Raw genomic sequence first — 26,984 nt, 5'->3', positions numbered from 1 at the left:
CCAGATAATATGCACCTTATCCCGATCGCGATTGCTCGCGAAACTGCCGCGGCGTCACACCGGAAATTCGCCGGAAGGCGCGGCTGAAATGTGCCGGATCCGTGTAACCGGACGAAAATGCGATATCGATAATCTTGGAATTACTGTCACGCAAAAGCTTGCTCGCATTCTCATATCTGACGGTGTCGAGCAGATCAGAATAGCTCAGGCCGACATCCGCGAGCTTGCGCTGAAAGCTGCGTGTGCTGACGCCCGCCATCTCTGCGACTTCAGCAAGAGCTGGAATTCCGTCGTCCAGATAAGACGGCAGCATCAGCTTTAGCAGTTCAACGATGTCATAGCCGGAAGGGCCGTCCTCGTAAGCTTGCGGCGCAGGGCTCACGTCTTTCCGATGGTTGGTGAGACTGAGATACGAGATCGGCACGTCGATCCACGCCGCATGCTGGCCTGACAGGAACCGCACATTCGGCCACAAGGATTGCGTCGCCGGACGTGGCGTGTAGCGCGCTTCAAAGGCGATCGTCGCCGGCATCCAGTCCGCTCCCGCGAACTGCCGGACGATGTGTATTGAGAAGATGTTCTGGATCCATTGCAGATGCTCCATATGCAGGAGTCCGTTTGTCCCGGCGAGCGTGGTGCAAATCCGCGCGTGATCGTCGTCGTGCTCGATCCACATGCTCAGGATCGTATCCTCCCGCGGCGCCCATGTGCAGGCGTGCCGCAGCGCAACGAGCAGTGTCGGAGAGTGAGCGATCAGGGCCCGCGTTTTCTCGCGCATATGGGAGAAATGCAGCCGTTGGCTGGCTAGGAAGCCGAATTCTTCAATGCCCTGGCTTCTCCGGGCGGTTTCCATGAAGCGGATTGCCGGCATCAGCGGGACATAGAGATCGCTCTTGTCGACCAGAGACGACGGAAGCCGAAACTTGGTCAGAAGCGAACTCGTCGGCGCACCGGTCTCATCGAGAATCCCGACGAAGGGCAGAAGAAACTGGCAGCGCGTCAAAGGGATGTTGGCCATTGGGTCTCGTTGCGATCATCAGTAGGTACTTTGCATCAGCCACAATTTCATTCGAATCGCTACTGGTGAGCCCGGAGAATGTCACCGTTCTCTTGCCGGCACCTGTCGGCCTCGAATTGCAACGGTCGCCGCGTCGTGTGCATGCGGCAAGAATTCACCTGCAAATGACATGATCGGCCGCGATTGGCGCGAAGTGGCAAGACGGCCGGCCCTCGTCTGCACGAAATGACCCGGACAGGGTGCACCTGTCGATCGGAAGGCAACCGGGCCGGGCGCAGGCCCCGGCTCCCCCAAGATTCCGCCCACGGAACGTCGGCACCGGCCCGGCTTTGCTTCCACCTTCACAATGAATCCGGCAAGTAAACTGGAACCACCATATTGAGAACGCTGACCTGCGCAGAAACGGCTCAGACGGATTTGCGATCGGAGCGTGTACGAGACGGCATGATCTTCGTGAGTGCCGGAACGTTCTGGATGGGTTCGGATCGGCACTACCCCGAAGAGAGGCCGGCTCACCCCGTCAGTGTCGATGGGTTCTTCATTGACGAGACTCCTGTCACCAATACTCAGTTTGCCGAGTTCGTGGCCGCAACCGGATATCGCACGGTTGCCGAATCCGTGCCCGATCCAAAAGATTATCCCGGCATAATGCCGGAGATGTTGTATGCGGGCTCGCTGGTTTTTCGCGAGCCGACCGGGCGTGTCGGTCTTGATGACTGGTCGCAGTGGTGGTCGTTTCTCGAGGGCGCCAACTGGCGTCGTCCCTATGGTCCGGTTAGCAGCATCGAAGGACGAGATGATCATCCCGTCGTCCACGTCACCCACCAGGACGCGCTGGCCTATGCACGATGGAAGGGCAAGGATCTTCCTACAGAAGCCGAGTGGGAGTTCGCCGCCAGAGGCGGTCTCGAACAGGCCGAATTCGCATGGGGATCGGAGTTAATCCCCGCTGGCCGACATATGGCCAATACCTGGCAAGGATCGTTTCCGACGGTCAATCATAACCAGGACGGATACGCCCGCACGTCACCTGTGAAAGCCTTTCCGCCCAACGGATACGGTCTCTACGACATGATCGGAAACGTCTGGGAGTGGACATCTGACTGGTACTCTTCGCAGCACGAAGTAGACATGACGAAGGCCTGCTGTGTACCCAGGAATCCCCGTGGGGGGCTTGAGTCTGCCAGCTACGATCCATGTCTCCCCGAAATAAGAATACCGCGGAAGGTCCTCAAAGGCGGCTCGCATCTGTGCGCCCCGAATTATTGCCGCCGCTATCGGCCTGCAGCTCGCCATCCGGAAGCAATCGATACTTCGACAAGTCATGTCGGGTTCCGATGCATTGTTCGAGACGGAGAATCGAATGAATAAGCCTATTAACAATCATCTCAGGACACGCTGGTTGGGCGTGAGCACGACTCTCCTGTTGTTGGGAACGCCCGCTGTCGCCCAGGAATCGCTGCCGTTCCCGCCCACGCCATCAGGAAGCAAGGCTGGTCCGACGATCGCGCGGTCGACCTACAACCCGGTGCTGCCGCAATCGCGCCTTCCAGCCAATGCACCGAACATCGTCGTCATCATGCTCGACGACGTTGGTCCGGCACTCCCCAGCACCTATGGCGGCGTGATCAAGACAGACACGTTGAGCCGTGTTGCCGAAGGCGGCGTGTCGTACAATCGCTTCCACAATGCGGCGATGTGCTCCCCAACGCGCGCAGCGTTGCTGACCGGGCGTAATCATCACCGCGTGGGGTTTGGCCAGATCGCCGAACTGGCAAATGATTGGGATGGCTACTCCGGCCACATCCCGGCGACATCCGCGGCCGCGCCGAAAGTGCTTGGCTATTACGGCTATGCGACGGGTGCATTCGGGAAGTGGCACAACACGCCGGCGAACGAGACCACGGCCGTCGGTCCCTATACGAACTGGCCAGCGGGGCGCGGCGTTGGTTTCGACTACTTCTACGGCTTCCTTGCCGGGGAATCCTCCCAATGGGAGCCCGCGGTCGTTGAAAACACGGTTCGCCTGGATCCATCCGCGGGCAAGAAAGAATATCACTTCACCGAGGACATGACCGACAAGGCTGTCTCATGGATCAAGCAGGTCCATGCGCTGACGCCGGATCGTCCGTTCTTCATGTACTGGACCCCTGGCGCCTCCCATGGTCCGCATCACATTTTCAAGAACTGGGCGGACAAATATAAGGGCAAGTTCGACGACGGCTGGGACGTCATGCGCGAGCGCGTCTTCGCCCGTCAGAAAGAACTCGGATGGATACCGAAAGACACCGAGCTGACGCCGCGGCCAAAAACGCTTGCGGCATGGGCCGATATCCCCGACGAGGAAAAGCCATTTCAGCGTCGGCTCATGGAAGTGTTCGCCGGATACACCGAGCATGCGGACGCCCAGGCCGGTCGACTGATCGATACGCTCGACGAACTCGGCATTCGTGACAACACCCTCATCTTCTACGTCTGGGGCGACAACGGGTCGAGCGCCGAAGGTCAGAACGGGACCATCAGCGAACTTCTGGCACAGAATGGCATTGCTTCCGAGATGAAGGATCACCTCCGCACCCTGAAGGAGCTGGGCGGCCTGGATGTGCTCGGATCGCCCAAGGTCGATAACATGTACCATGCCGGCTGGGCTTGGGCTGGCTCTACGCCTTATCAGTCCACCAAACTGATCGCCGCGCATTTCGGCGGGACGCGCTCGCCGATGGCGGTTTCCTGGCCAAGCAAGATCAAGCCGAACAAGACACCGCATCCGCAGTTTCATCATGTCAACGATATCGTGCCGACGATTTACGACATCCTGAAAATCACTCCGCCGAATCTTGTCGATGGCGTCACCCAGGATCCGCTCGACGGCATCAGCATGGTCTACTCCTTCGGGGCGCCAACCGCGCCCGGACAGAAGAAAGAACAGTATTTCGAGGTGATGGGCAGCCGCGCGATCTATAAGGACGAGTGGATTTCTTCCGTGTTCGGACCGCGCATCCCCTGGAAGGCAGGTCTCGATCCGGCGATCGCGCAATGGACGCCTGAGAACGACGTGTGGGAACTCTACGATCTTCGAAAGGACTTTTCGCAGGCGAAGGATATCGCGTCTGCCAATCCCAAAAAAGTCGAGGAGATGAAGAAGACGTTCGATGCAAACGCGAAGGCCAACAAGGTCTATCCTGTCGGCGGCGGCCTGTGGTCCGTTGTCTTCCATCCCGAAGACGCGCCATCCAATCCGGCCAAGGTGTTCGACTATACGCAGGAAGTCGTTGCCGTTCCGGAGTTCACCGCACCGAAACTCGGGTCACGAAGCAGCCTTGTCAGCATCGACGCAGAACTGAAGCCGGACTCGAAGGGCGTGCTTTATGCACTGGGTGCGATCTCGGGAGGGATTTCGCTGTGGGTCGAAGACGGCAAGCTCAGCTTTGAGTACAATCTGTTCGAGATAGAACGGACAAGGCTCGATACGACCGCTCCGCTCCCGACCGGAACGGTCAAGATCGAAGTCGAAACACACGTGGCCAGCAGCGTACACGCAGGTCCTCTCGACATCGTCATCCGCGTCAACGGCAAGGAAGTGGCCAAGGGCCGCGTGCCTCGCTCAACCTCGCTCGGGTTTACTGCCAATGACGCTTTTGACGTCGGCCGTGACAGCTATTCGCCAGTCTCGTTCGCATATTTTGACCGCAAACCATTTGCGTTCAACGGAAAGATCAACCGTCTACGGGTTGAGTATCTGAACTGAGTGGCTTGATCCCATCAAGTCATCGTCGGCCAGGAGCGGAGATCGAAGGTGTTCGCCGCTCCCGGTCGAGAACGAACGTCACCACCCCTGCAGATAACGCCTCCTGAATCACGAGGGAAAACTCAATGATGAAGAAACTTGCTTTTGCTCTTGCTGTTGCGTGCGCAGCACCGCTGGGCTCGGCTCAAGCCCAAACCGAATTGAAGGCCTATGCCGATGCGGATGGCTACATCAACGTGCAGAAGCTGACTTGCGCGCAGCTCGCCGGAACGTATCAGGAAGACGCGAACTTTCTCGGCGTTTGGTACAGCGGTTGGTACAATGGCCTCGGAAAGAAGTCTTCCATCAACTTGCCTAGAGTTCGAGAAGGCATTCACGAATTGATCGTCTACTGCAAGGCCAATCAAGGCACGACGATCATCAAGGCCATCGATGTTCTTCTGAAGGCTGAAAAGGTCCGCACTGCCAAATGAATGTTGGTCCCCCCATCATTCCGACTTGTCGGCCCAGCTAACTAACAATTGACAGGAATCATCTCTTGAAAAGCCAATCCAGAACGCCCTTGAATGCGGCGCGCCGTTCGATCCGCTCTGTTGCCGCACTCCTGATCGCGTCGGGTTTATCTGCGACATGCATCGGAGCTGGCGCTGCCCACGCGGATGATGCTGCATCGATCCTGCGCGCAATGTCCGACTACATCGCGAATCAAAAGAATGTTTCGATATCGTATGATTCCGATATCGAGATCATGACCCCGGACATGCAGAAGATTCAGTTTGCCAGTTCCGGGCAACTCACCATCCATCGGCCGGACAAGCTCCGCGTGACACGGACCGGCGGCTACGCCGACGTTGAGCTCGTGTACGATGGCGCCAATTTCACCGTTTCTAATCGTGCCCGCAAAGTCTACGGGCAGATGCCAGCCACCGGTACGATTGATCAACTCGTCGACAGCATTCGTGACAAGTCCGGCATCGAGGCGCCGGGTGCCGATCTTCTTCTCGCCAATTCCTATGCGGCCTTGATCGATGGAGTCTATGACGCCAAGCATATCGGCAGGGGCGTCATCGATGGCCATGAGTGTGAACACTTGGCTTTCCGTACGCCGGATACCGACTGGCAGATCTGGATAGAACCAGGCGCGACGCCGATTCCGCGCAAATACATCATCACCACCAAAACGGTGACGGGCGCGCCTCAGTACACGCTCCGAATTAGCAGCTGGAAAACCAGCCCCGACACCACTGCCGATGCATTCGCTTTCAAGCCGAGCGCAGACATGAAGAAGCGCGAGATTCAGAATCTCGGCCATATCGATGAGATTCCCCCAGGAATCAGCCCCAGCGGAGAGAAGAAATGACTGGATTGAAAAGCAAGCTGCTGAAGATCGCCCTCGGAACGAGCGTGGCCATCCTGTGTCTGTCGGTCAGCGAACAGGCGTCGCTCACGCATGGCGGTACCTTCATGACCTCGGCTGAGGCACTCATCGGAGCTCCGCTCACGCCCCTGAGTTACGCCGGCGTAGCACGGCGAACGACGCGCCGAGCCATCGTGGGTGGAGCCGTCGTTGGTGGAGCCATCGTGGGCGGAGCAATCGCGGGTGCAGCCGTCGTAGCCGTGCCACCCTCTTGCGTTCAGGCGGTCGACGTCTACGGCCGAATTTATAACCGATGCTACTGATCGCACTCTGACCGAGAGCTATTTCAGCAGGCCGTTGTTGTCGATCTACGTCGAACAGTGACTGCTACGGTGTTCTCAACGTTCCTGAAAATGCTGGAGCGCGTTCCCATCGGAAAGCGCTCCAGCTTTTTTTGACGCATCCCGTCTCAGAGCGAATGCGTTTGTGCTGGAATGGCCCGATTCAAGATCGGGTCCCTTAGCGTGGTGTAGCTTTTCGATGCAAACGCAACACCCTGCCAATAATGTAAGTAGCGCGGGAATTCGGTGTGACGAATATCGATTTGCGCGTATGTCGATCCAGTTTTGATTTGTGCTGTTTTGCCACGCGGAGTTTGTTGATGCGCTTCTCTTTGACGATGACGGTCGCTGCCAGCGCCATGCTGTGCTGGTCACAAACGCCAGTCATAGCAGCCGAAGGCGGCGTAAGTGTCTCCCTCCTCGGGTCACACGCAACCGGCGCAGGCATTACGCCGCCGCCCGGCGTCTTCTTTCAGAACGACTTTTATTATTACGACGGCAAACTCAGCGGCGGTCGAACTCTGCCGACCGGTGGTCTTCTCGTTGCAGACGTCTCGGCCCAGAGCTGGATCGAATTGCCAACAACACTCTGGGTTACACCTGCCAAGATTCTCGGCGGCAATCTCGCATTCTCGTTGACGGTGCCCGTTGGTGAGCCGCGCGTGAATGCAAATCTGCTGGTGAACTCGCCGCGCTTCGGGCCGATCGGTGTCGGCGTGACGGACAAGAATGCTAACCTCAGCGACTTCTTTCTCCAGTCCTTTGTCGGGTGGCAGTCGGGCAACTTTCACTGGCAGCTCGGCGTCAGCGGTGTGATCCCGTCCGGAACGTACGTCGCCGGTCAACTGTCGAACGCCTCGCTGAACAGACCCGCGCTCGACGTCTTCGGCAATTTCACATGGCTAGATTCTGCCATTGGCTGGGATCTCTCCGCCGCGGTCGGCGTCACCTTCAACCAGACCAACACGGCGACCGACTACAAGAGCGGCGATGAATTCCACCTCGAATGGGCAGCAACCAAATACATCACCAAGGAATTCACGCTCGGGCTCGTCGGTTACTATTACCAGCAACTGACGGCGGACTCCGGAACAGGCGCGAGGCTGGGCGCCTTTGAAGGTCGTGTCATCGCACTCGGCGTCTCGATTGGGTACACGTTCGAGGTCGGGAAGCTCCCGATTTCAACGCGCCTGAAAATCTATCGTGAATTCGATGCCGTAAACCGCATGGAAGGCACTGCCGGATACTTTACCGTGTCTGTGCCCGTCGCGTTGGATACCAATGTAATGGCGCTCGCCGATGGGCGCTCGATAAAAACAAAATTCTAGCTCCTTCGACTGGGACGCCTCCAGGCTTGTTCTTTGTCGATGTTCTGAGGAACGATGGATAGGATTTGATGACGGGCATATCAGTCAGGACACACCGGCTCACAAATTTCGAAGAACTCAATGCCGCCGTTTATGGAGCACACATCAGCGGGACGTAGAGATCGCTAAATGGCTTGACCGGTCGCGATTGGCGCGAAGTGGCAAGACGGTTGGCCTTCGTCTGCACGAAATGACCGGATAGGATTCGCCTGTCGATCAGAGGCAATCGGGCCGGACGCAGGCATCGGCGTCCGCGAACGATCCGCTCCACGGAACGTCGGCACCGGCCCGGCTTTGCTTCTGCCTTCCCAAGGATTCCGACAATTAAACTGGAACCACAATCTTTACCGCCTCCGCTTCGATTGCTTTTTCACGGGGCAACTGGTTGTGCCGAAAAAGTCAGGTGGCAACCATGTTCAGAGCACTGATCATTGCAGCAACCTACCGTTTTTGATCGGCGGCTCTGACTTACCTTCTAAGGGGCGGCTCGGTCAGATGGCGGGAACCCGCATTCGAGGAAACTCAGTCGCCTGATGATCCCGGCACTCTTGAAATGAATAGAGACTATCCATGACCGCAAACCTGGTTCGGTCCGCAGGCCCATCCATCTTCGTGTTGCTTATGATTTGCGGGCAGGCCGTCGCGCAATCGAACGAAGCCCAATCGAAGGTCACCGATCCCCATTTCAAGATAGCGCCCGGCTATCTGAAGCCGTCCGAGCTGCCAAACAGCCTGGTCCTGCTCGGTCCGCCCCCCGAGCAGGATTCGGCTGCCCTAGCCAGGGACGAAGAAGCACGCAAAGCAACGCTCCCCCTGCGAGGCACCGACCGCTGGAAGCAGGCCTACACCGACGCCGATCTTGCTTTCCCGCAGGCTGCCGATAACTTTTCCTGCGCGATGGGCATCAAGATCGACAAAGAGCAGACCCCGCAGCTCTATGCCATGATGCAGAAGATGTTGTCCGATTTCGGACTGTCGACCTATGGCGTAAAGAACAAGTACAATCGCGTCCGCCCCTTCGTCGTTCACAACGAAGCCACATGCAGAGCAGATCAGGAAGCAATCCTACGGGGAGACGGCTCCTATCCGTCCGGCCACACGGCTGCAGGCTGGGGATGGGCCCTCGTCTTCGCGCAGATCAATCCCGAGCGCTCCAATGAGCTATTCACGCGCGGCATCGCTTTCGGACAGAGCCGCGTGATCTGCGATGCGCATTGGCAGAGCGATGTCGACGCGGGGCGCATCATGGGGGCCGCGACCGTCTCGCAGTTGCAGACCAACGCGGCCTTCCTTGCGGACCTCAAAGCTGCGAAGGTGGAGGTAAAGGCAGCGAAGGCGAGGCGCGCTGCACCGGTTTGTGCGGCCGAAACAACAGCCTTGTCCACGCAATAAGCGGGCCTCGACTTGAGCAGCAGACGTCTTCGACCGATCTATGGATGGCTTCTGGTTTGCGCCGTTTGCATCGGTGTGACCGATGCTGCCTTCGGCCAGGACGACAACGATCAAGCGGCTCAATTCACCCCGCCAAGCGTCTATCTGGATCTCCGAACCACCTACGCGACAGCCCCCGGCGGGGCAATCGGAATAGGCTTCGGCAACACGTCGCTGTTTTCGGTACTGGGGGCGATCGCGCTTGCGGCCGGCCACACGCCATCGACCGTGCCGCCCCATAAAAAACTTCCAGCGGTGCACGCGGTCACAGTCGATATCCCGCTCACGGTCGACCTGAACGATCGGGTGTCGGTCTATGGCGGTGTTTCAGTGAACGCCAACACGATGCCGCTCGGCGGCTGGACGAATATCGACATCGCGAGCTGGAATGTCGGCTTTCAGGCCGATCTCTATAAGCAAAACGGTGGCATGCTTCCCACCATCACCGTGCAATCGACCATCACGCAATCACTGCCGAGCGGGCCGTTCGCGACGACGAATTTCAACAACGTTATCGAGTTCGACTATGCATTGGACGAGGATCAGACGAGAGGATTTCTCTTTGGCCTCCAGGACACCCGTGTCGCGATTCAAAGCGCATCAGCGGAGGTCCGTCCGAGTATGATCGGATATGCCGGTGGCTACTACCAGTGGCCAAGCAACTGGAAAATTTCCGCGCGCATCGGCGTGCAATCATTCGGCGGCGTCGAGCTCCTGGACCGAACGCTGATCCAGCCCTTTACCCAGCCCGTCCTACGCCTTGACCTCGACCGAATGGACGACAACGACAATCGCTTGTTCGGTTTGATGGTGCAGATCCAATGGATCCCGCTGCCGTCTTATCAATTGACGTTCAGGACGCCGCTTTATCTGACGCAGAACTAGCTAGTCCCCCCCCGCGGCGACGGATGTCCATTGGCGCGAAATGGCAAGACAAGTGATCCGAGATGCTCGAAACGCTCGGAGGCAATGCCTACCGATTACGCGTTGATCGCTTGGATGGCATTTAAGCTTCAAGGTGCCGTGCCTGTGGAATGCCCCTGCGTCGCCAGTCAGATTGAATGAAGAGGTATGTCGATGTTTCGCTCGGTTGGGATTGGTTTCGCATTGGCTTCGGTCGCACTGGCCGGAGGAGCGTTCGCCCAGGCTCTGGACGGCAAACTGCCTGTCACCGTCGATAATTTTGCCCGCGCCGAAACCGACCGCTACCTCGCGGTGAATGCAACGGCCATCGGCGGACTCGGCAAATTCCAGCACTCGCGGGAGCCTGTATCCATCGACAAACAAGCGGTGATCCGAATGAACCGGGATACGCTGTACTCATTTGCGGTGTTTGATCTTGCTGGCGGGCCCGTAACGCTCTCGCTGCCCGACACGGGCAAGCGCTATATGTCGATGATGGTGGTCGATCAGGACCACTACCTGCCAATCGTCGCCTATGGCACGAAGCCGGTGACGCTGACGCAGAAATCAGTTGGTACGCGATACGCCTTTGTCGCTGTCCGAACGCTGGTTGATCCCAACGATCCAAAGGATCTCGCCGAGGTCCACAAACTTCAGGATGCCATCAAGGTCAGCCAGAAGAAGACAGGCACGCTGGACCTTCCAAACTGGGATCAGGAGGAGCTAACCGACATCCGCAATGCGCTGCTCGCGCTGGCAAAATATCAGACGTCGTATCACGGTGCATTTGGAGCCCATGGCCAGGTCGATCCGATCCAGCACTTGATTGGCACAGCCTCCGGTTGGGGCGGCATTCCGGAAAAGGACGCCATGTATCCGAGTTTCACTCCCGCGAAGAACGACGGCAAAACGGTCTACACCCTCGATGTGCCAAAGACCGTGCCGGTGAAGGCTTTCTGGTCGATCAGCGTCTACAACGCAAAAGGCTTCTTCGAGAAAAACGCCTATAATGCCTATTCGATCAACAACATCACCGCGAAGAAAAATGCGGACGGCTCGGTCAAAGTCCAGTTCGGCGGCTGTGACGGCAAGATCCCGAACTGCCTGCCGATCGTTGAGGGCTGGAACTACACCATACGGCTTTATCGCCCCGAACAGCCCATCGTCAGCGGCAAGTGGAAACTTCCGGAAGCCCAGCCTTTAAACTGAGACTTATCGGGCATGCGGCGACCTTGCGAGGACGCGCGCGGACAAAGCGATAGACAAAATCCGACTGTAACGGGACAATCGATCCGTCTTAGTGAACTGGTTCGCTAGATCCAGACTGACGGGGCGCCTCGGGCGGCGACTTTTCCCCGCACGCACACCACGCCGTTATGAATTGAATCGGTTCGGACGCGTCCGCACCTTGACGGAACGACGTCCGCTAATGGGATGGACCGGCTGCTTCTCCCGCGCGGCAGTCGGCCTAGACTGCTGCATTTCAACCGGAGAAGCAGCCCATGGATACGACCATTGCGCCACTCGCCTCGATCGGCATCGATATTGGCAAGGAAGTCTTCCACCTCGTCGGCTTCGGCACCGACGGCAAGATCGCGTTCCGTCGCGAGATCAAGCGACTAGCCCTTGTGGAAACGTTCAAGAAGCTACCGCCATGCATCGTTGGCATGGAAGCTTGCCTCAGCGCCCACTTCGTCAGTCGCGCTTTGCGACAGCTCAGCCATGAGCCACGGATCATTCCGGCGATCTATGTGAAGCCATTCGTGAAGGGGCGAAGAACGACTACAACGACGCTGAGGCAATTGCCGAAGCCGCTTTAAGTAACCTGCGTACCGTCCGGGAGAAAAGTCAAGATCAGCTTGATCTGCAGGCCTGCCACCGGGTTCGCTCTCGGCTGGTCTCCCGCCGAACAGCGACAATCAACCAGATCCGAGCCTTCCTCATCGAACAGGGCATTGCCGTACGAACCGGCTCGCGCGCCTTGCGCGCCTCACTATTCGAGATTCTGAAGAACCGCAAAGACGAGATGTCGCTACGCATGAGCGATCTGATCATCGGGCTCCATGAGGACTGGCTCCGGCTCGACGAGCGCATAGAGACGACCACGCGCGAGATCGAAGAGATCAGCGAGCACGAGGAGAACTGCACCCGCCTCATGAGTGTGCCTGGCGTTGGGCCATTAATCTCGACGGCCGTTGTCGCAGCGATCGGCACGGGCGAGGCTTTCAACCGAGGCCGGCATTTTGGCGCCTGGCTTGGGCTGGTGCCGCGACAGTACAGCACCGGAGGGCGCTCGATCCTGGGCGGCATCTCCAAGCGCGGCAGCCGATACCTGCGAACCCTCTTCATCCAGGCTGCCAAGGTCCTTTTGATGCGACCTCAAAACTGGGCGAAGTTCAGCTTCGGAGAGTGGCTGACCAATGCCGCGCCGAGGATGCATCGCAACAAGCTCGCCGCCGCTCTGGCCAACAAGCTCGCCCGCATTGCCTGGAGCGTGCTCTATAGCGGAAAGGCCTTCGACACCCACAGACTTGAGGCCGAAACCATCTAGGCTCTCGACCTCCAAATCAGTTCGCGATTGAGAAGCTGCATGGAACGGATCGATCGACGTGCTCAGAGCCTGGTGGCGCAAATGGTTACTCGAAAACCTGTCCGCTAATGAGGCCAAAGGTGCGTGCGTATCCCCATCAAGGCCACGGCCCGCGAGCCGATCAACAGGCCGGATACATATCAGCGACTTCCGCTATCCACGCAAACTTTCACTTGCGATCAGCAGCCGGTCCATACATTGCGCCAGGAGCTGCCAATCGCCCAAGCTGAGCCGAAAAGCCCACTGCTTCACGATAGCTCGTAGCTGTCGTATCACCAGCCCCATAGCCGCCAATTAGAGGCACATGGGGGCACCAACCGACTGAGCCCCACCTTCCAGCCCATTTCGTTTCCACGGTCGCAGTTTGGCGTTCGCGCCGGGTTGATGTCACTCATTGCAGAATGGCGAGATCACACCGAGTTAGCTGATCGCCGATGACTGTATAGGAAAATGCAGTTTCCTATACAGTCATCGGCGTGGACGAATTCTCATGTTTCTTAGTTCAGCAATGATCGTCGAACTATCCCGCTCCTCGAACTGATCGCGCCTCGTTTCGAAGCGGGTTCAGAACTACACGGCCCTCGTCAGAGCACCGTCGATGATGAGGTTGGTACCCGAGATGCGGCTCGCGATCGGGCTAGCCACGAACACGACTCCGGCGGCCACTTCCTCCGCGGTTCCCATTCGACCGGTCGGATTCAAGCTCATGGCCGTCTTGTAAAGTTCGGGCGAGCCGTGTTCGATGCCCTGCCATATGCCGCCTTCGAAATAGGTGTTGCCGGGCGACACCGCGTTGACGCGGACGCCTTTGCCGGCGAGCTGATTGCTCAATCCCTTGGCATAGTGGATCAGTGCAGCCTTGAAGGCGCCGTAAGAGCCGGCGGCGAAATCGACCTCGAACCCGGAGACGCTGGAGACGATGACAATCGACGGCGTCTTCGATTTTTCCAGATAGGGAAGCGCGGCCGCCACCGCATTGACCGTGTGCATCATGTCGATGCGGAATGACTTTTCCCAGGTTTCCGCGGTATCGCCGACCGCCAGTGCGCTGACATTGCATACGAGGATATCGACACCGCCGAGCTCGGCGGCCGCGCCGTCAACCCATTGCTTGAGGGCGACGGGATCGGCGACATCGGTCGACTTGCCCCAGGCTTTGACGCTCTTCGCCTGCAAGGCCGCAACGACGCTGTCGATCTGCTCTTGTTGTCGCGCGCAAATGGCGACGTTGGCGCCCTCGCTAGCGAACATATCCGCAATCGCACGACCGATTCCCTTACTTCCGCCCGTCACGAGAGCGTTCGTGCCCTTCAATCCCAGATCCATGGTTCACTCCTCGGTTGAGATGCCTGACTGCTCGTCTTGCACGATTGTCATCGGTGCTCTCGCGCGTGCCACCCCGCAGCCTTCGTGATCAACCCGCGGTAGCTGTGCGGCATCCGCATAGCAACCAGATCTTTCCGGCGCACAACGTTGGTCGGATAGACGGTGTCGAGATTCGTGGTGTCCACCACCGCCGTCGCCGTCCCTTCGGTATCCGCCGCGATGGCTTCCCGACGCGGAAACTCGAAGGTGTCGGGGCCGAACACGCCGCTGAGGCCTGGATATCCGTTGCCGGGATCAAACACATTCGAGAACGCAAAAAACACGTTGTTCTCGCCGGCGCGAACCCGGAAGTGATGCCAGTGATAGAGATCGGCGCCGGTCGGGATCGGATAGTTCTGCGACACAAGCGATCCCACATGCGGGGTGCTGAAACGTTCCTTAATCGCTGCCGCGCAGACGATGAGATCACACCCCTTCAGCGCAAGGATGCGGCCGGCTTCAGGAAACGATGCATCGTGACCGATCAGAAGGCCGATGCGCCCGACCGACGTGTCGGCCACCACCCAGTCATCGCCGTGACGCGCCCAGGCACGCTCGGATTCCGTCAAGTGGGTCTTGCGGTAAACCGCGACAAGGCCTTCAGGCCCGATCAGGCACGCGCTGTTGTAGATCGCATCGCCGTTACGCTCGGCGATGCCGACGACAAGATACACCTTGAGCTGGGCGGCCAGACGGCAGAGCTGATCGGTCACCGGCCCCGGAACAGTCTGCGCTCGCGCGCCGGGATTGTTGAGGCCGCTCAGCGCGAGTTCCGGAAACACGACGAGGTCGGCCTTGCCCTCAAGCTCCGCCTGCCGCGCAAGCGAGGTGATGCGCGCGAGATTTGCTTCGACGTCATCACTGGGACTCATCTGCGCGACCGCAACCCGCGACGTCCGCCCCGTCGGCCAGGGCTTGTGGCCGTACAACTTGAAGAAATCGCGAGGATTCCAGCTGAACGTATCGGACAGCAGCCCCGCATAGAGTTCGGGGCGGCGCTGAGAGAACACGGCTTCACCGCCAACACGCCGCGCGCGGGACGCGTCCAGATCCATGTCAGCTAGTGCGAAGCCGTCCCCGCCATCGATCAGAGCCGCAATTGTTCCGTCCGGCGCGATCACGCAACTGCCGCCGCTGAACTGGACGGTGCGTTCAAGTCCCCACCGATTGCTTTCGATCAGATAGCAACCGTTCTCGAACGCCCGGCTGATCCAATACGGAGCCGGTGTGCGCTCAGCGAGCCAGTTCGAGATATGGCAGATCACGTCGGCGCCCTGCAAGGCGACGAGACGCGCTGTCTCCACAAAGTGGATGTCCATGCAGATCAGCAGCGCGATGCGCCCGATCGGCGTGTCTAAGACCTGATGGCCGAGATCGCCTGCCGCCGACCATTTCGGCTCCGCAATATAGGGATGCGTCTTGCGATGCTGGCCAATCACACCTTCGGGTCCGATCAGCACCGCAGAGTTGAAATAGATGCTGTCGCTATCGACCTCCGGCATGCCGACAACAATGTAGCAGTCATGTTTCCGCGCGAGCGCTGCGAAGCGATCCGTGGTCGGCCCCGGGATCGTCTCGACGAAAGGTGCGACCTCAGCCCGGTCGAACCAGCAATAGCCCGTGGTGCCCATCTCCGGCGTAACGATGAGCCGGGCGCCCGCTGTCGCCGCCGCTTCGCAGAGTTCGAGCAGCCGCGCGATATTGCGCTCCTTCTCGAACATGGTCGGTTCGAACTGAACCGTGGCAACCTTGTGCACGCGCGACATGATCGGCTTACCTTTTAGACCAAAAATGATTTCTTGATCGAAGCGCCGAGCGTATATTTCGGATCCACCATGTTGCCGAGCCGGACGCGGCCGGTCTGGGTCAGCAGCATGTAGGCATCGATCTCCTCAAAGCCGTAATCGGCCGTCATCCAACGGCAAAGCTCGCGATAGGCGATGCGCGCAGCATCTTCCATCGGCCGCGCCGAGCCGATCGTCATGATGAAGTCCTTGGTCTCCAGCCGCGGCCAAGCAATGCTCCAGCCCTTGATCAGATCGATCTGGACCGTGGTCACGGTCGGATGCTCGATCGCGACGCCGCAGAGTTCGCCGTCGCCCTGCGCCGCGTGGCAGTCACCGAGATAGAGCAACGCGCCCTTGGTATTGACCGGCAGATAGATCACCGCACCGACACCGACGTCGGGCAGGTCCATGTTGCCGCCGTAATAGTCCGGCACCAGCGACGAAATCGCCTCGATCTCCGGCGAAGTGCCGATGGTGCCGATGAACGGCTCATAGGGCAGCGTGATCTTGTCGTTCCATTTGGTGCCGTTCTCGAGAGTGATCTCGAGCTTCTTGACGCGCTCGGGCAAAGCCGGATTGAGCAACGCGGTCTGGCCGGTGCCGACCAGCCCGCCGAATTCCGGCATGACGACAGTGGTGCCGCGCGGTTGCGGCCCACGCGGCACGATGCTCTCGATATAGACCGCGAGCGTATCGCCCTTCTCGGCTCCGTTGATCCAGATCGGCCCGTTCTGCGGGTTGAGAAAGGGAAAGTTGAGAATCTTCGAGGGGATGTCGGTCTCGTGCTTGATGGCGCCCTCGAACGCATCATGGGTTTCGGCGGAGACCACAGCGCCGGGATCGACCGTCAGCACAGGCCCTACGTAAGGGCCATAGACATAGTGGTACTTGCCCTGATCCTGTTCGGTGATCATGTGATGGGTGCCGGGTTTTCCCTTGGCGACGCCCTTGCTCGCCATGATCGAATTTTCCTGCCAGGCCATCGATTCCCTCCTTCATCTCTGTGTTGTTATGGGCGTGGGTTGGTTTCAGACCGCGAGATGGCGGCGCATTTCTGCCGGATCGTCGAGCGCGGCCCGATCGAGGCTTGCGACGATGCGCCCCTTGTCCATCACGTAGCAGCGCTGCGCCATGGCGCGGATCATGTCGAGATTCTGCTCGACCAAGATGATAGTGACGCCGGTGCTGCGGTTGAGTTCGAGCATGTTGCGGGCAATGTCCTGAACGATATTCGGCTGAATGCCTTCGGATGGCTCATCGAGCAAAATGAGGTGGGGATCGGCAATCAGCACACGCCCGATGGCGAGTTGCTGCTGCTGGCCGCCGGACATGGTGCCGGCACGCTGGCTCCAGCGCTCCGCGAGGATCGGAAAGGCTTCCACGATCCGCCGCCGTCCCTCCTCGGGGATATCGCCCTTGATCGCAGCGCCGACAGCGATGTTTTCGGCCACCGTCAGGCGCGGAAACACGTCGCGCCCCTGTGGCACATAACCCATGCCAAGCCGCGCCCGTTTGTACGGCGGCAACAGTTCGACGGCCTCGCCGCGATAGACAACCGAACCGCTCATCGCCGGCACGAGGCCAATCAGGCTTTTCATCAGCGTCGATTTGCCGACGCCGTTGCGGCCGATCACAGCGATGATCTCGCTCTCCCGTACCTCGATTTCGAGGCCCTGCAACACCGGCTTGCCGCCGTAACCGGCGCGCAAGGCCTGCGTCGAGAGAATGACTTCCTTACGCATGGGCCTGCCCCAGATAGATAGCGGCGACGCGTTCGTCGGCGACGATCTCATCGATCGAGCCTTGCGCGAAGACCTGTCCAAGATGCAGCACCGTGACGCGCTGCGCGACCTGGCGCACGAAGGCCATGTCGTGCTCGATCGCCAACACTGTCATGCCGTCCGCATTCAATCGCTGCACCATCTCGCCCGTCTGATGCGTTTCTTCCGGCGACATGCCCGCAGTCGGCTCGTCGAGCAGCAACAGTTGCGGCTTCAGGCTGATCGCCATGCCGATTTCGAGCCACTGCTTCTGGCCGTGGCTCAGATTCCCGGCGGTCTGCATCTGCTCGGCTTCAAGGTTGAGGAACGTCAGCAACCGATCGATCTCGCGCGCGAGCTCAACGCTGCGATGCGTCCGCTGCAGGGCGATTTCGAGGTTTTGTCGGACAGACAATCCCTTGAATACGCCAGGCACCTGGAATTTGACCGACAGCCCGCGGTGAATGCGCGCGAACGGTTTCAGCGCAGTGATGTTCTCGCCGGCGAACAGAATATCGCCGCTGCCGGGATGGTGTTCGCCTAGGATCAACCTGAACAGCGTACTCTTCCCCGCACCGTTCGGACCGATCAGGCAATGGATTTCACCGACCTCAAGCACGAGATCGACCGAATTGGTGACATGCAAGCCGCCGAAATGTTTATTGAGTCCGCGAAGCTCTAGAAGCGCCATCAGACGTCTCCCTTGCTGCGGCGCGCAACGAGCCGGGAAATCAGATTCATGGCACCGAGCACGAGCCCGTTCGGCGCGATCAGCACGGTCAGTACCAGCAGCACACCCATGAACACCAGCGCGTATTGGCTGCCGTAAATGGTCAGGGCCTGGAAGGCCGCGAGCACCACCAGCGTGCCGATCAGGGTCGACGTGAGATCGCTGCGGCCGCCGACCGCGACCCAGATCAACGGCAGCGCGGCCGCGGTCATGCCCATGCTCGACGGCGTGATGTACTGTCCCCACGCCGTGTAAAGCACGCCGGAAATGCCCGCGAGCGCCGCTCCGATCACGAAGGTGATGAGCTGATATTTGCGCACGTCGTAGCCCAGCATCTCCGCGCGCTCCGGATTCTCGCGGATAGCAACGATGACATTGCCAAACGAGGAGTTCATCAGGATGCGCAGGCCGAGATAGACCAGCAGCAGCAATCCCAGCACGGCGTAATAGAGTCCGATATCGGCCAACAACACGATGTCGCCACCGGACCATGGGATCGTTAGCGGCGGCATCGCGCTCATGCCATTAAAGCCGTTGAGGCGCGCCGCGCCGATGCGCCACTCAGGGCCCGCGGTCTGGGCCATAAAGCGCTCCAGCATCAGCGTCACCGCCAGCGTGACAATACCGAGGAAGACGCCGGCGATACGGCCGAAGAACATGAAATAGCCGAGCAGCAACGCAAACAGCGCGGCGATCACGACCGCCAGCACCAGCGCGACCAAGGTGAACCCATAAGCCGAGCCGAAATTGAGCGTGAGGATGCCGTAGCTATAACCGGCAATGCCAAAAAAAGCAGTCTGCCCGAACGAGAGCGAACCGCCATAGCCCCAGATCACACACAGGCTGAGCGCGATGAACACCCAGACGAAGAAATACACAGTATTGCCGACCGTATAACCGTCGCTGAACGACGGATAGGCGCAGGCAATCGCGAACACGATGGCGAACATAATCCAGAACGCCGGACCACGACCCACAGTCTGCGGGCCTTCGAGGCGGCGGAGGAAACCAGGCAAACCGTTCACAGCTGCGGATCCTTCAGGTTCGTTCGCGCAGCAGGAAGCCGGAGATGCCTTTCGGCAGGACCCGGACAACGATGATCACGGCGACCAGCAAACCGATCTGGCCAAACAATTGTCCCTGCCAGGAGGTCATCACCGACTTCACCACCGCGAGGATCGCGCCGGCCGGCGCGGTACCGAGGAATACGTCGGCCCCACCAATCACCACGGTGACGAAGGCCTCCATGATGAAGGTGGCGCCCATCGTCGGCACCAGCGTCATGGTGGGCGCGTACAGGCCACCTGCAAGACCGGCGAGCCCGGCACCGCAGGCAAAGGTGAGACTGTAGATCAGGCGGGTATCGACACCGAGAGCCGCGGCCATGTGCGGCACCTGGATGGTGGCGCGGGCAAGCACGCCGAAGCGCGTCCAGTTGAACAGCATATAGAGGCCGCCGAGTACGCCGAGCGCGGAGGCAAACAGCACGAGGCGATAGATGGAATAAGAATACTCGCCAACCTGAAAGCTGCCGAACGGCGTTCCGACGCCGGCCATGGACGAGCCCACCAAGATCAGCGTCCCCTGGGTCGCAATGAGGCTCAGGCCCCAGGTTGCCACGATGGTGTCGAGCGGCCGGTCATAGAGATGGCGGATCACCACGAGTTCGACTAGCGCGCCGACCAACGCGGCGACGATGGCCCCGGCCAAGATCGCCAGCGGCAGCGGCAGGCCGAGATGGACGGTGGAAGCCGTCACATAGGCGCCGCACATGATGAACTCGCCATGGGCGAGATTGATCACGCCCATCATGCCGAAGATCACCGCGAGTCCGCATGCCGACAGCACGAGAAAAGCGAATGCATCGCCGAACTGATAGAGCGCCGAGAATATATGCGTTGCGATGTCCATGAACCAACCGGGATGATGCAAATTCGAAATGCGAGGGAAACTTCAGCTCTTCGAGAACACTGTCCCGGCAGGCAGACATACCTGCCGGGGCGGCGCCGACGCCGATGTCAGGGTTTCGGCGGCGGGTTCGAGGGCGTGTACTGCGCCATAGGATCCTTCTTGGTCAGATCGCAACCGGCATCGCCCAGCCAGTACGGCTTGATGCCCTCCCACACTTTCGGAAACGAGATCGAATGATCGGCCCCGACCTTGGCGAGATAAATGGTGTGCGACATATGCTGGCTCTTCGGGTCGATACAGACCTTGCCCTCCGGCGCATCTATGCAGACATCACCGACCGCGATTACCTTGCGGATATCTTCCCGCTTGGTCGACTTCGCCCGTTCGACCATCTGCTTATAGAGATAGACTGCGAGATAGGAATTCTCGGCTTCCTGGTTCACATAGGGCTCGTTAGGGAACTTGGCCTTGAACTTGGTGTAGAATGCCTTGCTGGCCGGGGTATCGATTTCCTCGATGTAGTTGGTCGTGACGTACATGTCCTTCAGGCTTGGCGGCTTGAAGCGTTTGTGTTCGTAGCCCTGCCCGACGTTGACCGACGAGGCCATCGGCAGATTGACGTTGGCGGATGCCGCCTGCTCGTAATAGGAAGCCTGCGCAGTGCCAACCAGCAGCGTCACCACAAAATCAGGCTTTGCTTTCTGGATATTCTGGATGCTCTGTGAGAACTGGGACACGCCGAGCGGGATGAACTCCTCACCGGCCATCTTGCCGCCGTTCTCCTTGACGATGTTGCGCACCCACTCCGCCGATATCTGGCCGAAATTGTAATCCGCGGCGAGCGTGTAGACGTTCTTGCCGTACTTCTCCATCATGTAGGGAATGAGCGTGGAGAACTGCTGTTCCGGCACCGCACCGGTGACAATCATATGGCCGTCGCAAACGCCGCCTTCGTACTGATTGTTGTAGAATGCGAAGCCGTTGAACTGATCGACGATCGGGCGATAGGCCTCGCGCGAAGCGGACGAGAAGCCAGCGAATACTACGTCGACCTTGTCGCGCTGGAGCACACGCCGCATGAATTCCTGATAGCGTGTGTTGTCGGACTGAGTGTCGTAGGCGACCAGCTCAAGCGGCCGGCCGTCGATACCACCGGCCTTATTGATCTCTTCGGCCGCGAGTTGGATCGCATGCACTTTTCCGATGGTAGCCACCGCGAAATCGCCGGACTGGTCCTCCAGCACCCCGAGCTTGATCGGGGTTTGCGCAAACGCCGCACCTGTCGCGAGAACAAGCGTCCCCGTGAGGGCTACGGCGCGCAGCCCCCGCAACACATTCTTGGTCATGTTGGTGTCTCCTACATCGCTTGCTTGTTGCCGCCTCGCAGCGTGATGCTGGTCGCGCGGCCGGGAATGTCGGGCGCACTTGCCCGCCTGCTCAGAAATTCCTCGCAGTAGAGTTCCAAGTTCTGCCGCGCGCGCATGCTCTCGCGGCGAAGCTGGGAATAGGCGCTCTCTTCATCGAGACCGTCTTGCTGCATCAAGAAGATCACCGCGCGGATCACCGCGCGACGGCTACGACGGCGTTCTTCGAGATCCTGAAGGCGGGCATGCATATCGCTACGCAACATGAACTGGTTCACGCCCATGAACAGTGAGGTGTAGACGGCGCCGCCGTGGACCGGCTTACGCAGGAAGGAAGTCGCGCCGAGATTGACCAACGCCTTCAGACGGCTCGGCGCCTCGACGCCGACCAGACCGATCACCGGCACCGGCGGCAGGCGTGAGATGGGATTGACCTCAATCGCCACCGCGCCTTCGAGATCGCCGTCAACGAACAGGATATCGCGCTCGGACTGCAGGTTGCCGACATCGATCTGCGCGCGGCCGTCGACGATCTCGGGATATTCGGTCGTTACACCAAGTTTGGCGAGGGTGGACTCGAGTGAGCCCTCTTTTCCGCCGCGTCCGATGACGACAAGAGCGCGACCGCCTTTGAAATTCTGCAGCAACCGGGATGTCATGATTGCACCACTCTGAGCACGGGAGAGCGCATTGCACTCGCAAAGCGCGGCGACGACTGAACGAGATAGGGATCTGGCGCGATTGGGCTGCGTGCCTCCAGCAGCACTTCGAACTGCCCATTGAGGGTGGAACGGGCGATCCGCGGTGTCAGCCAGGCGTGATAGGTTTGCGGATCAATGCGCACCTCGCCCTGCGGCGCCAGCAGGCTCTGGCTGGCGACCGCGGCGCGCACGGCGCGTGCATCATCGGTACCCGCCTGCTCCAATGCTGCGGCCAGAAGCTTGACGGCGATGTAGGACGCTTCTGCGTCGGCGGACGATACTGGTCCGCCGGGGAATGCCTTGGCATAGGCGGCGATGAATGCCGCATTCGCCGGAGATTCCAACGAGGAGAAATAGACGCTGGAGCTCAAGTGCCCGTCGATAGCCTCGTCGCCAATCTCCGCAAGCTCCGGCTCTGACAGCGTGCAGCTGGCCACCGGAATTTCATTGACCTGATCGATACCACGCGCACGGCAGGCAGCGCGGAAAGCGCGGAAGAAGGCATAGGCGCTCGTACCGATCAGATTGTTGAAGACGAAATCTGGACGCTGCTCAAGGATCGCCGATATCACCTGGTCGAATTCGGTATCGCCCACGGACAGGTATCGCTCTGCGACCACGGTGCCTCCCCGCGCGGTCAGCGCCTCACGGAAGATGCGGTTGTTCTCCCAGGCCCAGATGTAGTTGGAGCCGACGCAGAATGCGCGAGTACCAACCCGCGAGGCGAGATACTCGACCAGTGGCAGCACGTGCTGGTTGGGCGATGCTCCGGTGTAGATCACATTGTCCGAACTCTCGAACCCTTCATAATGCGACGGATACCAGAGCAACCCGTCAAACTTCTCGAAGCAGGGAATGACCTCCTTGCGACTCGAAGACGTATAGCAGCCCAAAACTTGGCGGATGCCGGCGCCGAGCAGCTCGAGGCTAAGTGCGCGGTAACGTTCAAGATCGCCCGACGGGTTCACCACGACGGGCTCCAACATCGCCGCACCGTCTGCCTCGGCATTCTCCTGGAACGCCAGCAACGCGCCGTTCAGCATCGAGCGTGCGACGACGCTGTAAGACCCTGTCGTCGAGAACATTATGCCGATGCGATAGTGCTTTCGCGCCATTAGCCGATCCAAAACAAAAAAAGCGCCCGCCGGCTGTGAAGCCGTGGGCGCCCTCGCCACCAACTGGACACGCTTGAATTTGAAGCGCGGTGTTGGAAATGGTTTGAACTTGTAGCGTTATCGGGCAGCTCTGCCCAACGCTTGCAGTTTAAGCTCCCTTAGAACGACCATACTGTCAAGCACGTTGTTACGGCGAGAGCTGCTTCAATTCATCCCTCGTTGCAGCAAAACTATGCAGGGCGCCGGGGAATTACACTGGTTGCACGAGCGCCAATGACAGTCATTGCGTCGGGATCCATTCAGACTGCAATGCAGAGCATCACCTACCATCCACAGCTATCGAATTAAATCGCAGGTCATACCCAACAGATGTATTATGAACCGGCAAACAAAAATATCGACCTTCGAAGACGAGTTGAATGAAAACGCCAGCAATTTGACGACCACCAACGAGGAGACCGCGTGGACCATACACTGCGACGTTGCGTGGCTCTTCGTCGATCGGCATTTAGTCCCATTGGATGAGCGACATCTACGAGAGGAGCTCGCTGAGCGCGACCATGGAGCCGCAGGTCAATCAACTTTCGACGCGCTCGCGGTAATGCTCAAACACACTTGTAACGCCGCGGGATGAGATCCAGCCATTCAAGCACCAGTTCCCGCCCTGTCGCCATCACAGCAGCTCACGTTTCAACAGTCCATCCAGCCAGTCCGCAAAGACCTGAAACCTCCGAGAGAGATGCTGACGGTGTGGATAGAGCAGTGCCATCGGCATCGGCGCAGCTCGATGATGGGGCATCACCTCGACGAGTTCGCCCGCGTCGAGGTGGCGTTTTACATCGTAGGCCGGGACCTGGATGAGGCCGAGGCTGGCAAGGCAGCAGGCGATATAAGCTTCGGCACTGAAGACCTACCCGGGTTTCCAAATTCAAGGTTGGCTTCATTCTACGCAGCAATATCCGGTAGCTACGAAATCGCCTTTCTCTCTCGCCCCAGGCGTCCCAACAGGATCAATCCGGCGAAAATCGCCGCGATCCCGACGACGTGATACCAGGCGAGATGTTCGCCCAGCCACCAGATCGAAAACACTGCCGTACACAGCGGGCTGAGATACAGAAATCCTGCAGCACGCGTCGGTCCGTTGGTGGCTACGCCGTACATATAGAACACGTTACCAAGCATGGTAGGACCCAATCCGGTATAGGCGATCGCGCCGAGGGCTATGGCCATGTCAGCGTCGGTCCAGGCGAACCATGGACCGCCGCTTGCAACCCATATGACATAGACCGGCAACGACACGACCAGGAGACCTGCCCAGGCAGTCACCACCGCGAGCGGCAAGGTTTCGATCACGCGCGACCATTCGCGCACACGGATCGAGAACCACGCAAAGAAGATCGCTGCGAGAAGCGACCAGAGATTTCCAAGATTCAGTTGCAGCCCGGTCAGTCGCAGCAGATCGCCCTTGCTGATGATCAGGAGCGTGCCGACAAAAGCCAGAGCGAGCCCAACTTGGCCCATTCGGGCGACTTGCCCCTGCCCCACGATCCAGCCGATCAACACGACCCATACCGGCGTCGTGGCATTGATGAAGCCCACTTCGATAGCTGGGCTTTGATAGGCTCCGCCGATCAGAAGAAACGAAAACAGGCCGACGCCGACAACGCCACCGATCGTCAATTCGCCCAGCCGCGGCCGGATCTCAGGCCAGCCGCGCCGCAGGGACGGCCACGCAATGACTGTGAGAATGATGAGAGCGGGCAGCCAGCGCCAGAACACTAGCGCCGGCAAAGGCGCCGCGTCACGCGCGGCCCGCGCGACCACATGGTTGCTGCCCCACAGTGCCGCAGTCACTATCAGCGCAAGCGTACCGAGTGATCGCGAGCCGCCGTTCATGCCCGATCGGCGGATGACTGATGACGCCCGCGTTGCGAGACGTGCCATGGCAAGGATAGCCGCTCAGCATAGTCTACGAGAAAGAAGAGGATTGTTCCGACTACGCCCAACAACAGCAGCGACACGAACACACGAACCGTGTCGAATTGCCCTTGCGCAACGAGTATCTGAAAACCGATCCCCCGACTGCCGGCCACGAACTCTCCGACGATGGCGCCCACCAGCGCGAACGAGATCGCCACTTTCATGCCCGCGAACAGACTCGGCAAAGCGCAGGGAAAGCGGATTTTTATCAATACGGCCCAAGGCGATGCCTTTGATACCTTGGCCAGCGCCAGCATGTCAGGATCCACCGACCGCAGGCCTAGAACCATATCGATGACGATCGGAAAGATCGCCAGCATTAGCGCAATCGCCACCTTGGGCTCAGGACCGGTGCCCATCCAGATAACGAACAGCGGCGCCAGCGCCACTTTCGGGATCGAGTTGAGCGCCACGAGCAGCGTATAAATAGTCCGCTCGAGGAATTTCGAATAGACAATCCCGACCGCCAGCGCGACGCCGATGACGACCGCCAGTACAAAGCCGAGGCATGTCATCCAGAGCGTAAAGCCGAGATGACGCAGGAACAACCCAGGTGTCTCCAGAAACGCGGCAAAGATCGCCGACGGCGCCGGCAGGATCAGCGGCGACGGCTGGAACACGCGAACCCCGATCTCCCACAGAACGAGAGCTCCGGCCAGCACGACGATGACGTCGCGTGTTTCGTTATCGCCCAGAAACAGACGCCTTGCGAAACGCATCATTCCTTGACGATCCCCAACTCGGCGAAGTGGTGACGGATCCGGTGCACATAGGCGGCGAATTCCGGCGTGTCGCGCACTGCAAGCAGGCGTGGTCGCGGGAGGTCGATGGTGATGACATCGACCACCATGCCCGGCGCCTTGCTCATCATGACAACGCGATCCGACAGGAAGACGGCTTCCGCAATCGAATGCGTGATGAACAAGAGCGTCTTGCGCGTGTCCTGCCAGATCTGCGCGAGCTCGATGTTGAGATCATCGCGGGTCATGGCATCGAGCGCGCCAAATGGCTCGTCCATCAGAAGCAGGTCGGGATCGGCCAGCAGTGCACGGCAGATCGATGCGCGCTGTCGCATGCCGCCCGACAATTCCCACGGAAACCGATGCTCGAAGCCACCGAGGCCGAACCGGTTCAGCAAAGCCGCCGCCCGCGCGCGTTCATCGGGGGTCGGTTTGCGGGTGAATTCGATCGACAGCAGGACATTGTCGAGAATGGTGCGCCAGTCCAGCAGGACATCGCGCTGGAACACGACGCCAAGCCGATCCGGCGTGCCGTCGAGCGGTTTGCCGCCGATGTCGATCGTTCCGGAGGTCGTCCCTTCGAGGCCGGCCACCAGCTTCAGCAAGGTGCTCTTGCCGCAGCCGGACGGGCCGACCACGCTGACGAATTCCTGTGGCCGGATGTCGAGATTGATGTCGACCAGGGCCGCGACCGGCCCGCGTGGGGAGGCGTACGTCTTCCCCACGCGGCCAAGCGCGACATAGGCCGCCGTCTCTGATGAAGCAGGAGGCGCCAT

23 protein-coding genes and 2 pseudogenes are annotated in these 26,984 nt (G+C 59.4%); 10 read left to right on the top strand and 15 right to left on the bottom strand.

Annotated features, from left to right (window positions below):
- Nucleotides 1-16: 16 nt before the first annotated feature.
- Complete coding sequence (locus AB8A50_RS29685; protein WP_089267557.1) at nt 17-1,018, bottom strand: helix-turn-helix transcriptional regulator; 1,002 nt, start codon at nt 1,016-1,018, stop codon at nt 17-19.
- 444 nt (nt 1,019-1,462) lie between these two features.
- Here AB8A50_RS29685 and AB8A50_RS29680 point away from each other — a divergent pair, with 444 nt between their 5' ends.
- From AB8A50_RS29680 to AB8A50_RS29635, 10 genes and pseudogenes are all read left to right on the top strand, one after another.
- Nucleotides 1,463-2,389, top strand: coding sequence for a formylglycine-generating enzyme family protein (locus tag AB8A50_RS29680; RefSeq protein WP_093759108.1), 927 nt, complete (start codon nt 1,463-1,465; stop codon nt 2,387-2,389).
- Nucleotides 2,382-4,766: an arylsulfatase gene (locus AB8A50_RS29675; RefSeq protein ID WP_439079859.1), complete on the top strand. Its 2,385-nt coding sequence runs from the start codon at nt 2,382-2,384 to the stop codon at nt 4,764-4,766. The genes AB8A50_RS29680 and AB8A50_RS29675 overlap by 8 nt, the downstream gene beginning before the upstream one ends.
- Before the next feature lie 125 nt (nt 4,767-4,891).
- Nucleotides 4,892-5,239 (top strand): HdeA/HdeB family chaperone, encoded by a 348-nt coding sequence (locus tag AB8A50_RS29670; RefSeq protein ID WP_089267559.1) that lies wholly within the window; start codon nt 4,892-4,894, stop codon nt 5,237-5,239.
- Between the two features lie 65 nt (nt 5,240-5,304).
- A complete protein-coding gene (locus AB8A50_RS29665; RefSeq protein WP_439079858.1) occupies nt 5,305-6,126 on the top strand; it encodes a DUF2092 domain-containing protein in 822 nt (273 codons plus the stop codon).
- Entirely contained in the window at nt 6,123-6,446 is a 324-nt protein-coding gene (locus AB8A50_RS29660; RefSeq protein WP_244558542.1) for a hypothetical protein, read from the top strand. The genes AB8A50_RS29665 and AB8A50_RS29660 overlap by 4 nt, the downstream gene beginning before the upstream one ends.
- A gap of 266 nt (nt 6,447-6,712) precedes the next feature.
- Nucleotides 6,713-7,792, top strand: a complete 1,080-nt coding sequence (locus AB8A50_RS29655; protein ID WP_439079857.1) for a SphA family protein — start codon at nt 6,713-6,715, stop codon at nt 7,790-7,792.
- Between the two features lie 609 nt (nt 7,793-8,401).
- A complete protein-coding gene (locus AB8A50_RS29650) occupies nt 8,402-9,223 on the top strand; it encodes an acid phosphatase (RefSeq protein WP_439079856.1) in 822 nt (273 codons plus the stop codon).
- 75 nt (nt 9,224-9,298) lie between these two features.
- Complete coding sequence (locus tag AB8A50_RS29645; RefSeq protein ID WP_439079855.1) at nt 9,299-10,147, top strand: hypothetical protein; 849 nt, start codon at nt 9,299-9,301, stop codon at nt 10,145-10,147.
- A 186-nt stretch (nt 10,148-10,333) separates the two neighbouring features.
- Nucleotides 10,334-11,374, top strand: coding sequence for a DUF1254 domain-containing protein (locus AB8A50_RS29640; RefSeq protein ID WP_439079854.1), 1,041 nt, complete (start codon nt 10,334-10,336; stop codon nt 11,372-11,374).
- 293 nt (nt 11,375-11,667) lie between these two features.
- Nucleotides 11,668-12,716, top strand: a pseudogene (locus AB8A50_RS29635) (IS110 family transposase).
- A 609-nt stretch (nt 12,717-13,325) separates the two neighbouring features.
- Here the strand turns inward: AB8A50_RS29635 and AB8A50_RS29630 are convergent.
- The 14 genes and pseudogenes from AB8A50_RS29630 to AB8A50_RS29565 all read right to left on the bottom strand — a co-directional run bounded on the left by AB8A50_RS29630 (nt 13,326) and on the right by AB8A50_RS29565 (nt 26,984).
- The gene (locus AB8A50_RS29630; RefSeq protein ID WP_089267939.1) at nt 13,326-14,081 is read right to left on the bottom strand and encodes an SDR family NAD(P)-dependent oxidoreductase; all 756 of its coding nucleotides are present in this window, start codon (nt 14,079-14,081) and stop codon (nt 13,326-13,328) included.
- 47 nt (nt 14,082-14,128) lie between these two features.
- The gene (locus AB8A50_RS29625; RefSeq protein ID WP_439079853.1) at nt 14,129-15,886 is read right to left on the bottom strand and encodes a nitrilase-related carbon-nitrogen hydrolase; all 1,758 of its coding nucleotides are present in this window, start codon (nt 15,884-15,886) and stop codon (nt 14,129-14,131) included.
- 14 nt (nt 15,887-15,900) lie between these two features.
- Entirely contained in the window at nt 15,901-16,890 is a 990-nt protein-coding gene (locus tag AB8A50_RS29620) for an acetamidase/formamidase family protein (RefSeq protein ID WP_120292939.1), read from the bottom strand.
- A gap of 45 nt (nt 16,891-16,935) precedes the next feature.
- Complete coding sequence (locus AB8A50_RS29615; RefSeq protein WP_439079852.1) at nt 16,936-17,649, bottom strand: ABC transporter ATP-binding protein; 714 nt, start codon at nt 17,647-17,649, stop codon at nt 16,936-16,938.
- A complete protein-coding gene (locus tag AB8A50_RS29610; RefSeq protein ID WP_439079851.1) occupies nt 17,642-18,358 on the bottom strand; it encodes an ABC transporter ATP-binding protein in 717 nt (238 codons plus the stop codon). The genes AB8A50_RS29615 and AB8A50_RS29610 overlap by 8 nt, the downstream gene beginning before the upstream one ends.
- A complete protein-coding gene (locus tag AB8A50_RS29605) occupies nt 18,358-19,422 on the bottom strand; it encodes a branched-chain amino acid ABC transporter permease (RefSeq protein WP_439079850.1) in 1,065 nt (354 codons plus the stop codon). Before AB8A50_RS29605 ends, AB8A50_RS29610 begins: the two co-directional genes overlap by 1 nt.
- Before the next feature lie 13 nt (nt 19,423-19,435).
- A complete protein-coding gene (locus tag AB8A50_RS29600; RefSeq protein ID WP_089267934.1) occupies nt 19,436-20,308 on the bottom strand; it encodes an ABC transporter permease subunit in 873 nt (290 codons plus the stop codon).
- Nucleotides 20,309-20,415: 107 nt separating this feature from the next.
- Complete coding sequence (locus tag AB8A50_RS29595; RefSeq protein WP_439079849.1) at nt 20,416-21,654, bottom strand: urea ABC transporter substrate-binding protein; 1,239 nt, start codon at nt 21,652-21,654, stop codon at nt 20,416-20,418.
- A gap of 11 nt (nt 21,655-21,665) precedes the next feature.
- Nucleotides 21,666-22,331 (bottom strand): ANTAR domain-containing response regulator, encoded by a 666-nt coding sequence (locus AB8A50_RS29590; RefSeq protein ID WP_439079848.1) that lies wholly within the window; start codon nt 22,329-22,331, stop codon nt 21,666-21,668.
- Complete coding sequence (locus AB8A50_RS29585; RefSeq protein WP_439079847.1) at nt 22,328-23,488, bottom strand: transporter substrate-binding domain-containing protein; 1,161 nt, start codon at nt 23,486-23,488, stop codon at nt 22,328-22,330. Before AB8A50_RS29585 ends, AB8A50_RS29590 begins: the two co-directional genes overlap by 4 nt.
- 673 nt (nt 23,489-24,161) lie before the next feature.
- Nucleotides 24,162-24,398 (bottom strand): annotated as a pseudogene (locus tag AB8A50_RS29580) (LysR substrate-binding domain-containing protein); the annotation flags it as partial.
- 56 nt (nt 24,399-24,454) lie between these two features.
- Nucleotides 24,455-25,432, bottom strand: a complete 978-nt coding sequence (locus AB8A50_RS29575) for a DMT family transporter (protein WP_439079846.1) — start codon at nt 25,430-25,432, stop codon at nt 24,455-24,457.
- Entirely contained in the window at nt 25,381-26,190 is an 810-nt protein-coding gene (locus AB8A50_RS29570; RefSeq protein WP_089267928.1) for an ABC transporter permease, read from the bottom strand. Before AB8A50_RS29570 ends, AB8A50_RS29575 begins: the two co-directional genes overlap by 52 nt.
- On the bottom strand, nt 26,187-26,984 hold the full coding sequence (locus AB8A50_RS29565) for an ABC transporter ATP-binding protein (RefSeq protein ID WP_089267927.1): 798 nt from the start codon (nt 26,982-26,984) through the stop codon (nt 26,187-26,189). Before AB8A50_RS29565 ends, AB8A50_RS29570 begins: the two co-directional genes overlap by 4 nt.

Source organism: Tardiphaga sp. 841_E9_N1_2, from assembly GCF_051811065.1.
Lineage (GTDB): Bacteria > Pseudomonadota > Alphaproteobacteria > Rhizobiales > Xanthobacteraceae > Tardiphaga > Tardiphaga robiniae.
Note: the sequence above shows the minus strand (reverse complement) of the source record. Positions and strands in the feature narration are given on the sequence as shown.

Excerpts from the sequence above, each read along its gene's own strand:
- AB8A50_RS29590 (WP_439079848.1), bottom strand. The coding sequence starts at position 22,331 with ATGACATCCCGGTTGCTGCAGAATTTCAAAGGCGGTCGCGCTCTTGTC.
- AB8A50_RS29650 (WP_439079856.1), top strand. The coding sequence starts at position 8,402 with ATGACCGCAAACCTGGTTCGGTCCGCAGGCCCATCCATCTTCGTGTTG.
- AB8A50_RS29675 (WP_439079859.1), top strand. The coding sequence starts at position 2,382 with ATGAATAAGCCTATTAACAATCATCTCAGGACACGCTGGTTGGGCGTG.
- AB8A50_RS29615 (WP_439079852.1), bottom strand. The coding sequence starts at position 17,649 with ATGCGTAAGGAAGTCATTCTCTCGACGCAGGCCTTGCGCGCCGGTTAC.
- AB8A50_RS29640 (WP_439079854.1), top strand. The coding sequence starts at position 10,334 with ATGTCGATGTTTCGCTCGGTTGGGATTGGTTTCGCATTGGCTTCGGTC.
- AB8A50_RS29595 (WP_439079849.1), bottom strand. The coding sequence starts at position 21,654 with ATGACCAAGAATGTGTTGCGGGGGCTGCGCGCCGTAGCCCTCACGGGG.
- AB8A50_RS29585 (WP_439079847.1), bottom strand. The coding sequence starts at position 23,488 with ATGGCGCGAAAGCACTATCGCATCGGCATAATGTTCTCGACGACAGGG.
- AB8A50_RS29680 (WP_093759108.1), top strand. The coding sequence starts at position 1,463 with ATGATCTTCGTGAGTGCCGGAACGTTCTGGATGGGTTCGGATCGGCAC.
- AB8A50_RS29670 (WP_089267559.1), top strand. The coding sequence starts at position 4,892 with ATGATGAAGAAACTTGCTTTTGCTCTTGCTGTTGCGTGCGCAGCACCG.
- AB8A50_RS29630 (WP_089267939.1), bottom strand. The coding sequence starts at position 14,081 with ATGGATCTGGGATTGAAGGGCACGAACGCTCTCGTGACGGGCGGAAGT.
- AB8A50_RS29600 (WP_089267934.1), bottom strand. The coding sequence starts at position 20,308 with ATGGACATCGCAACGCATATATTCTCGGCGCTCTATCAGTTCGGCGAT.
- AB8A50_RS29610 (WP_439079851.1), bottom strand. The coding sequence starts at position 18,358 with ATGGCGCTTCTAGAGCTTCGCGGACTCAATAAACATTTCGGCGGCTTG.
- AB8A50_RS29685 (WP_089267557.1), bottom strand. The coding sequence starts at position 1,018 with ATGGCCAACATCCCTTTGACGCGCTGCCAGTTTCTTCTGCCCTTCGTC.
- AB8A50_RS29660 (WP_244558542.1), top strand. The coding sequence starts at position 6,123 with ATGACTGGATTGAAAAGCAAGCTGCTGAAGATCGCCCTCGGAACGAGC.
- AB8A50_RS29565 (WP_089267927.1), bottom strand. The coding sequence starts at position 26,984 with ATGGCGCCTCCTGCTTCATCAGAGACGGCGGCCTATGTCGCGCTTGGC.
- AB8A50_RS29575 (WP_439079846.1), bottom strand. The coding sequence starts at position 25,432 with ATGGCACGTCTCGCAACGCGGGCGTCATCAGTCATCCGCCGATCGGGC.
- AB8A50_RS29625 (WP_439079853.1), bottom strand. The coding sequence starts at position 15,886 with ATGTCGCGCGTGCACAAGGTTGCCACGGTTCAGTTCGAACCGACCATG.
- AB8A50_RS29570 (WP_089267928.1), bottom strand. The coding sequence starts at position 26,190 with ATGATGCGTTTCGCAAGGCGTCTGTTTCTGGGCGATAACGAAACACGC.
- AB8A50_RS29620 (WP_120292939.1), bottom strand. The coding sequence starts at position 16,890 with ATGGCCTGGCAGGAAAATTCGATCATGGCGAGCAAGGGCGTCGCCAAG.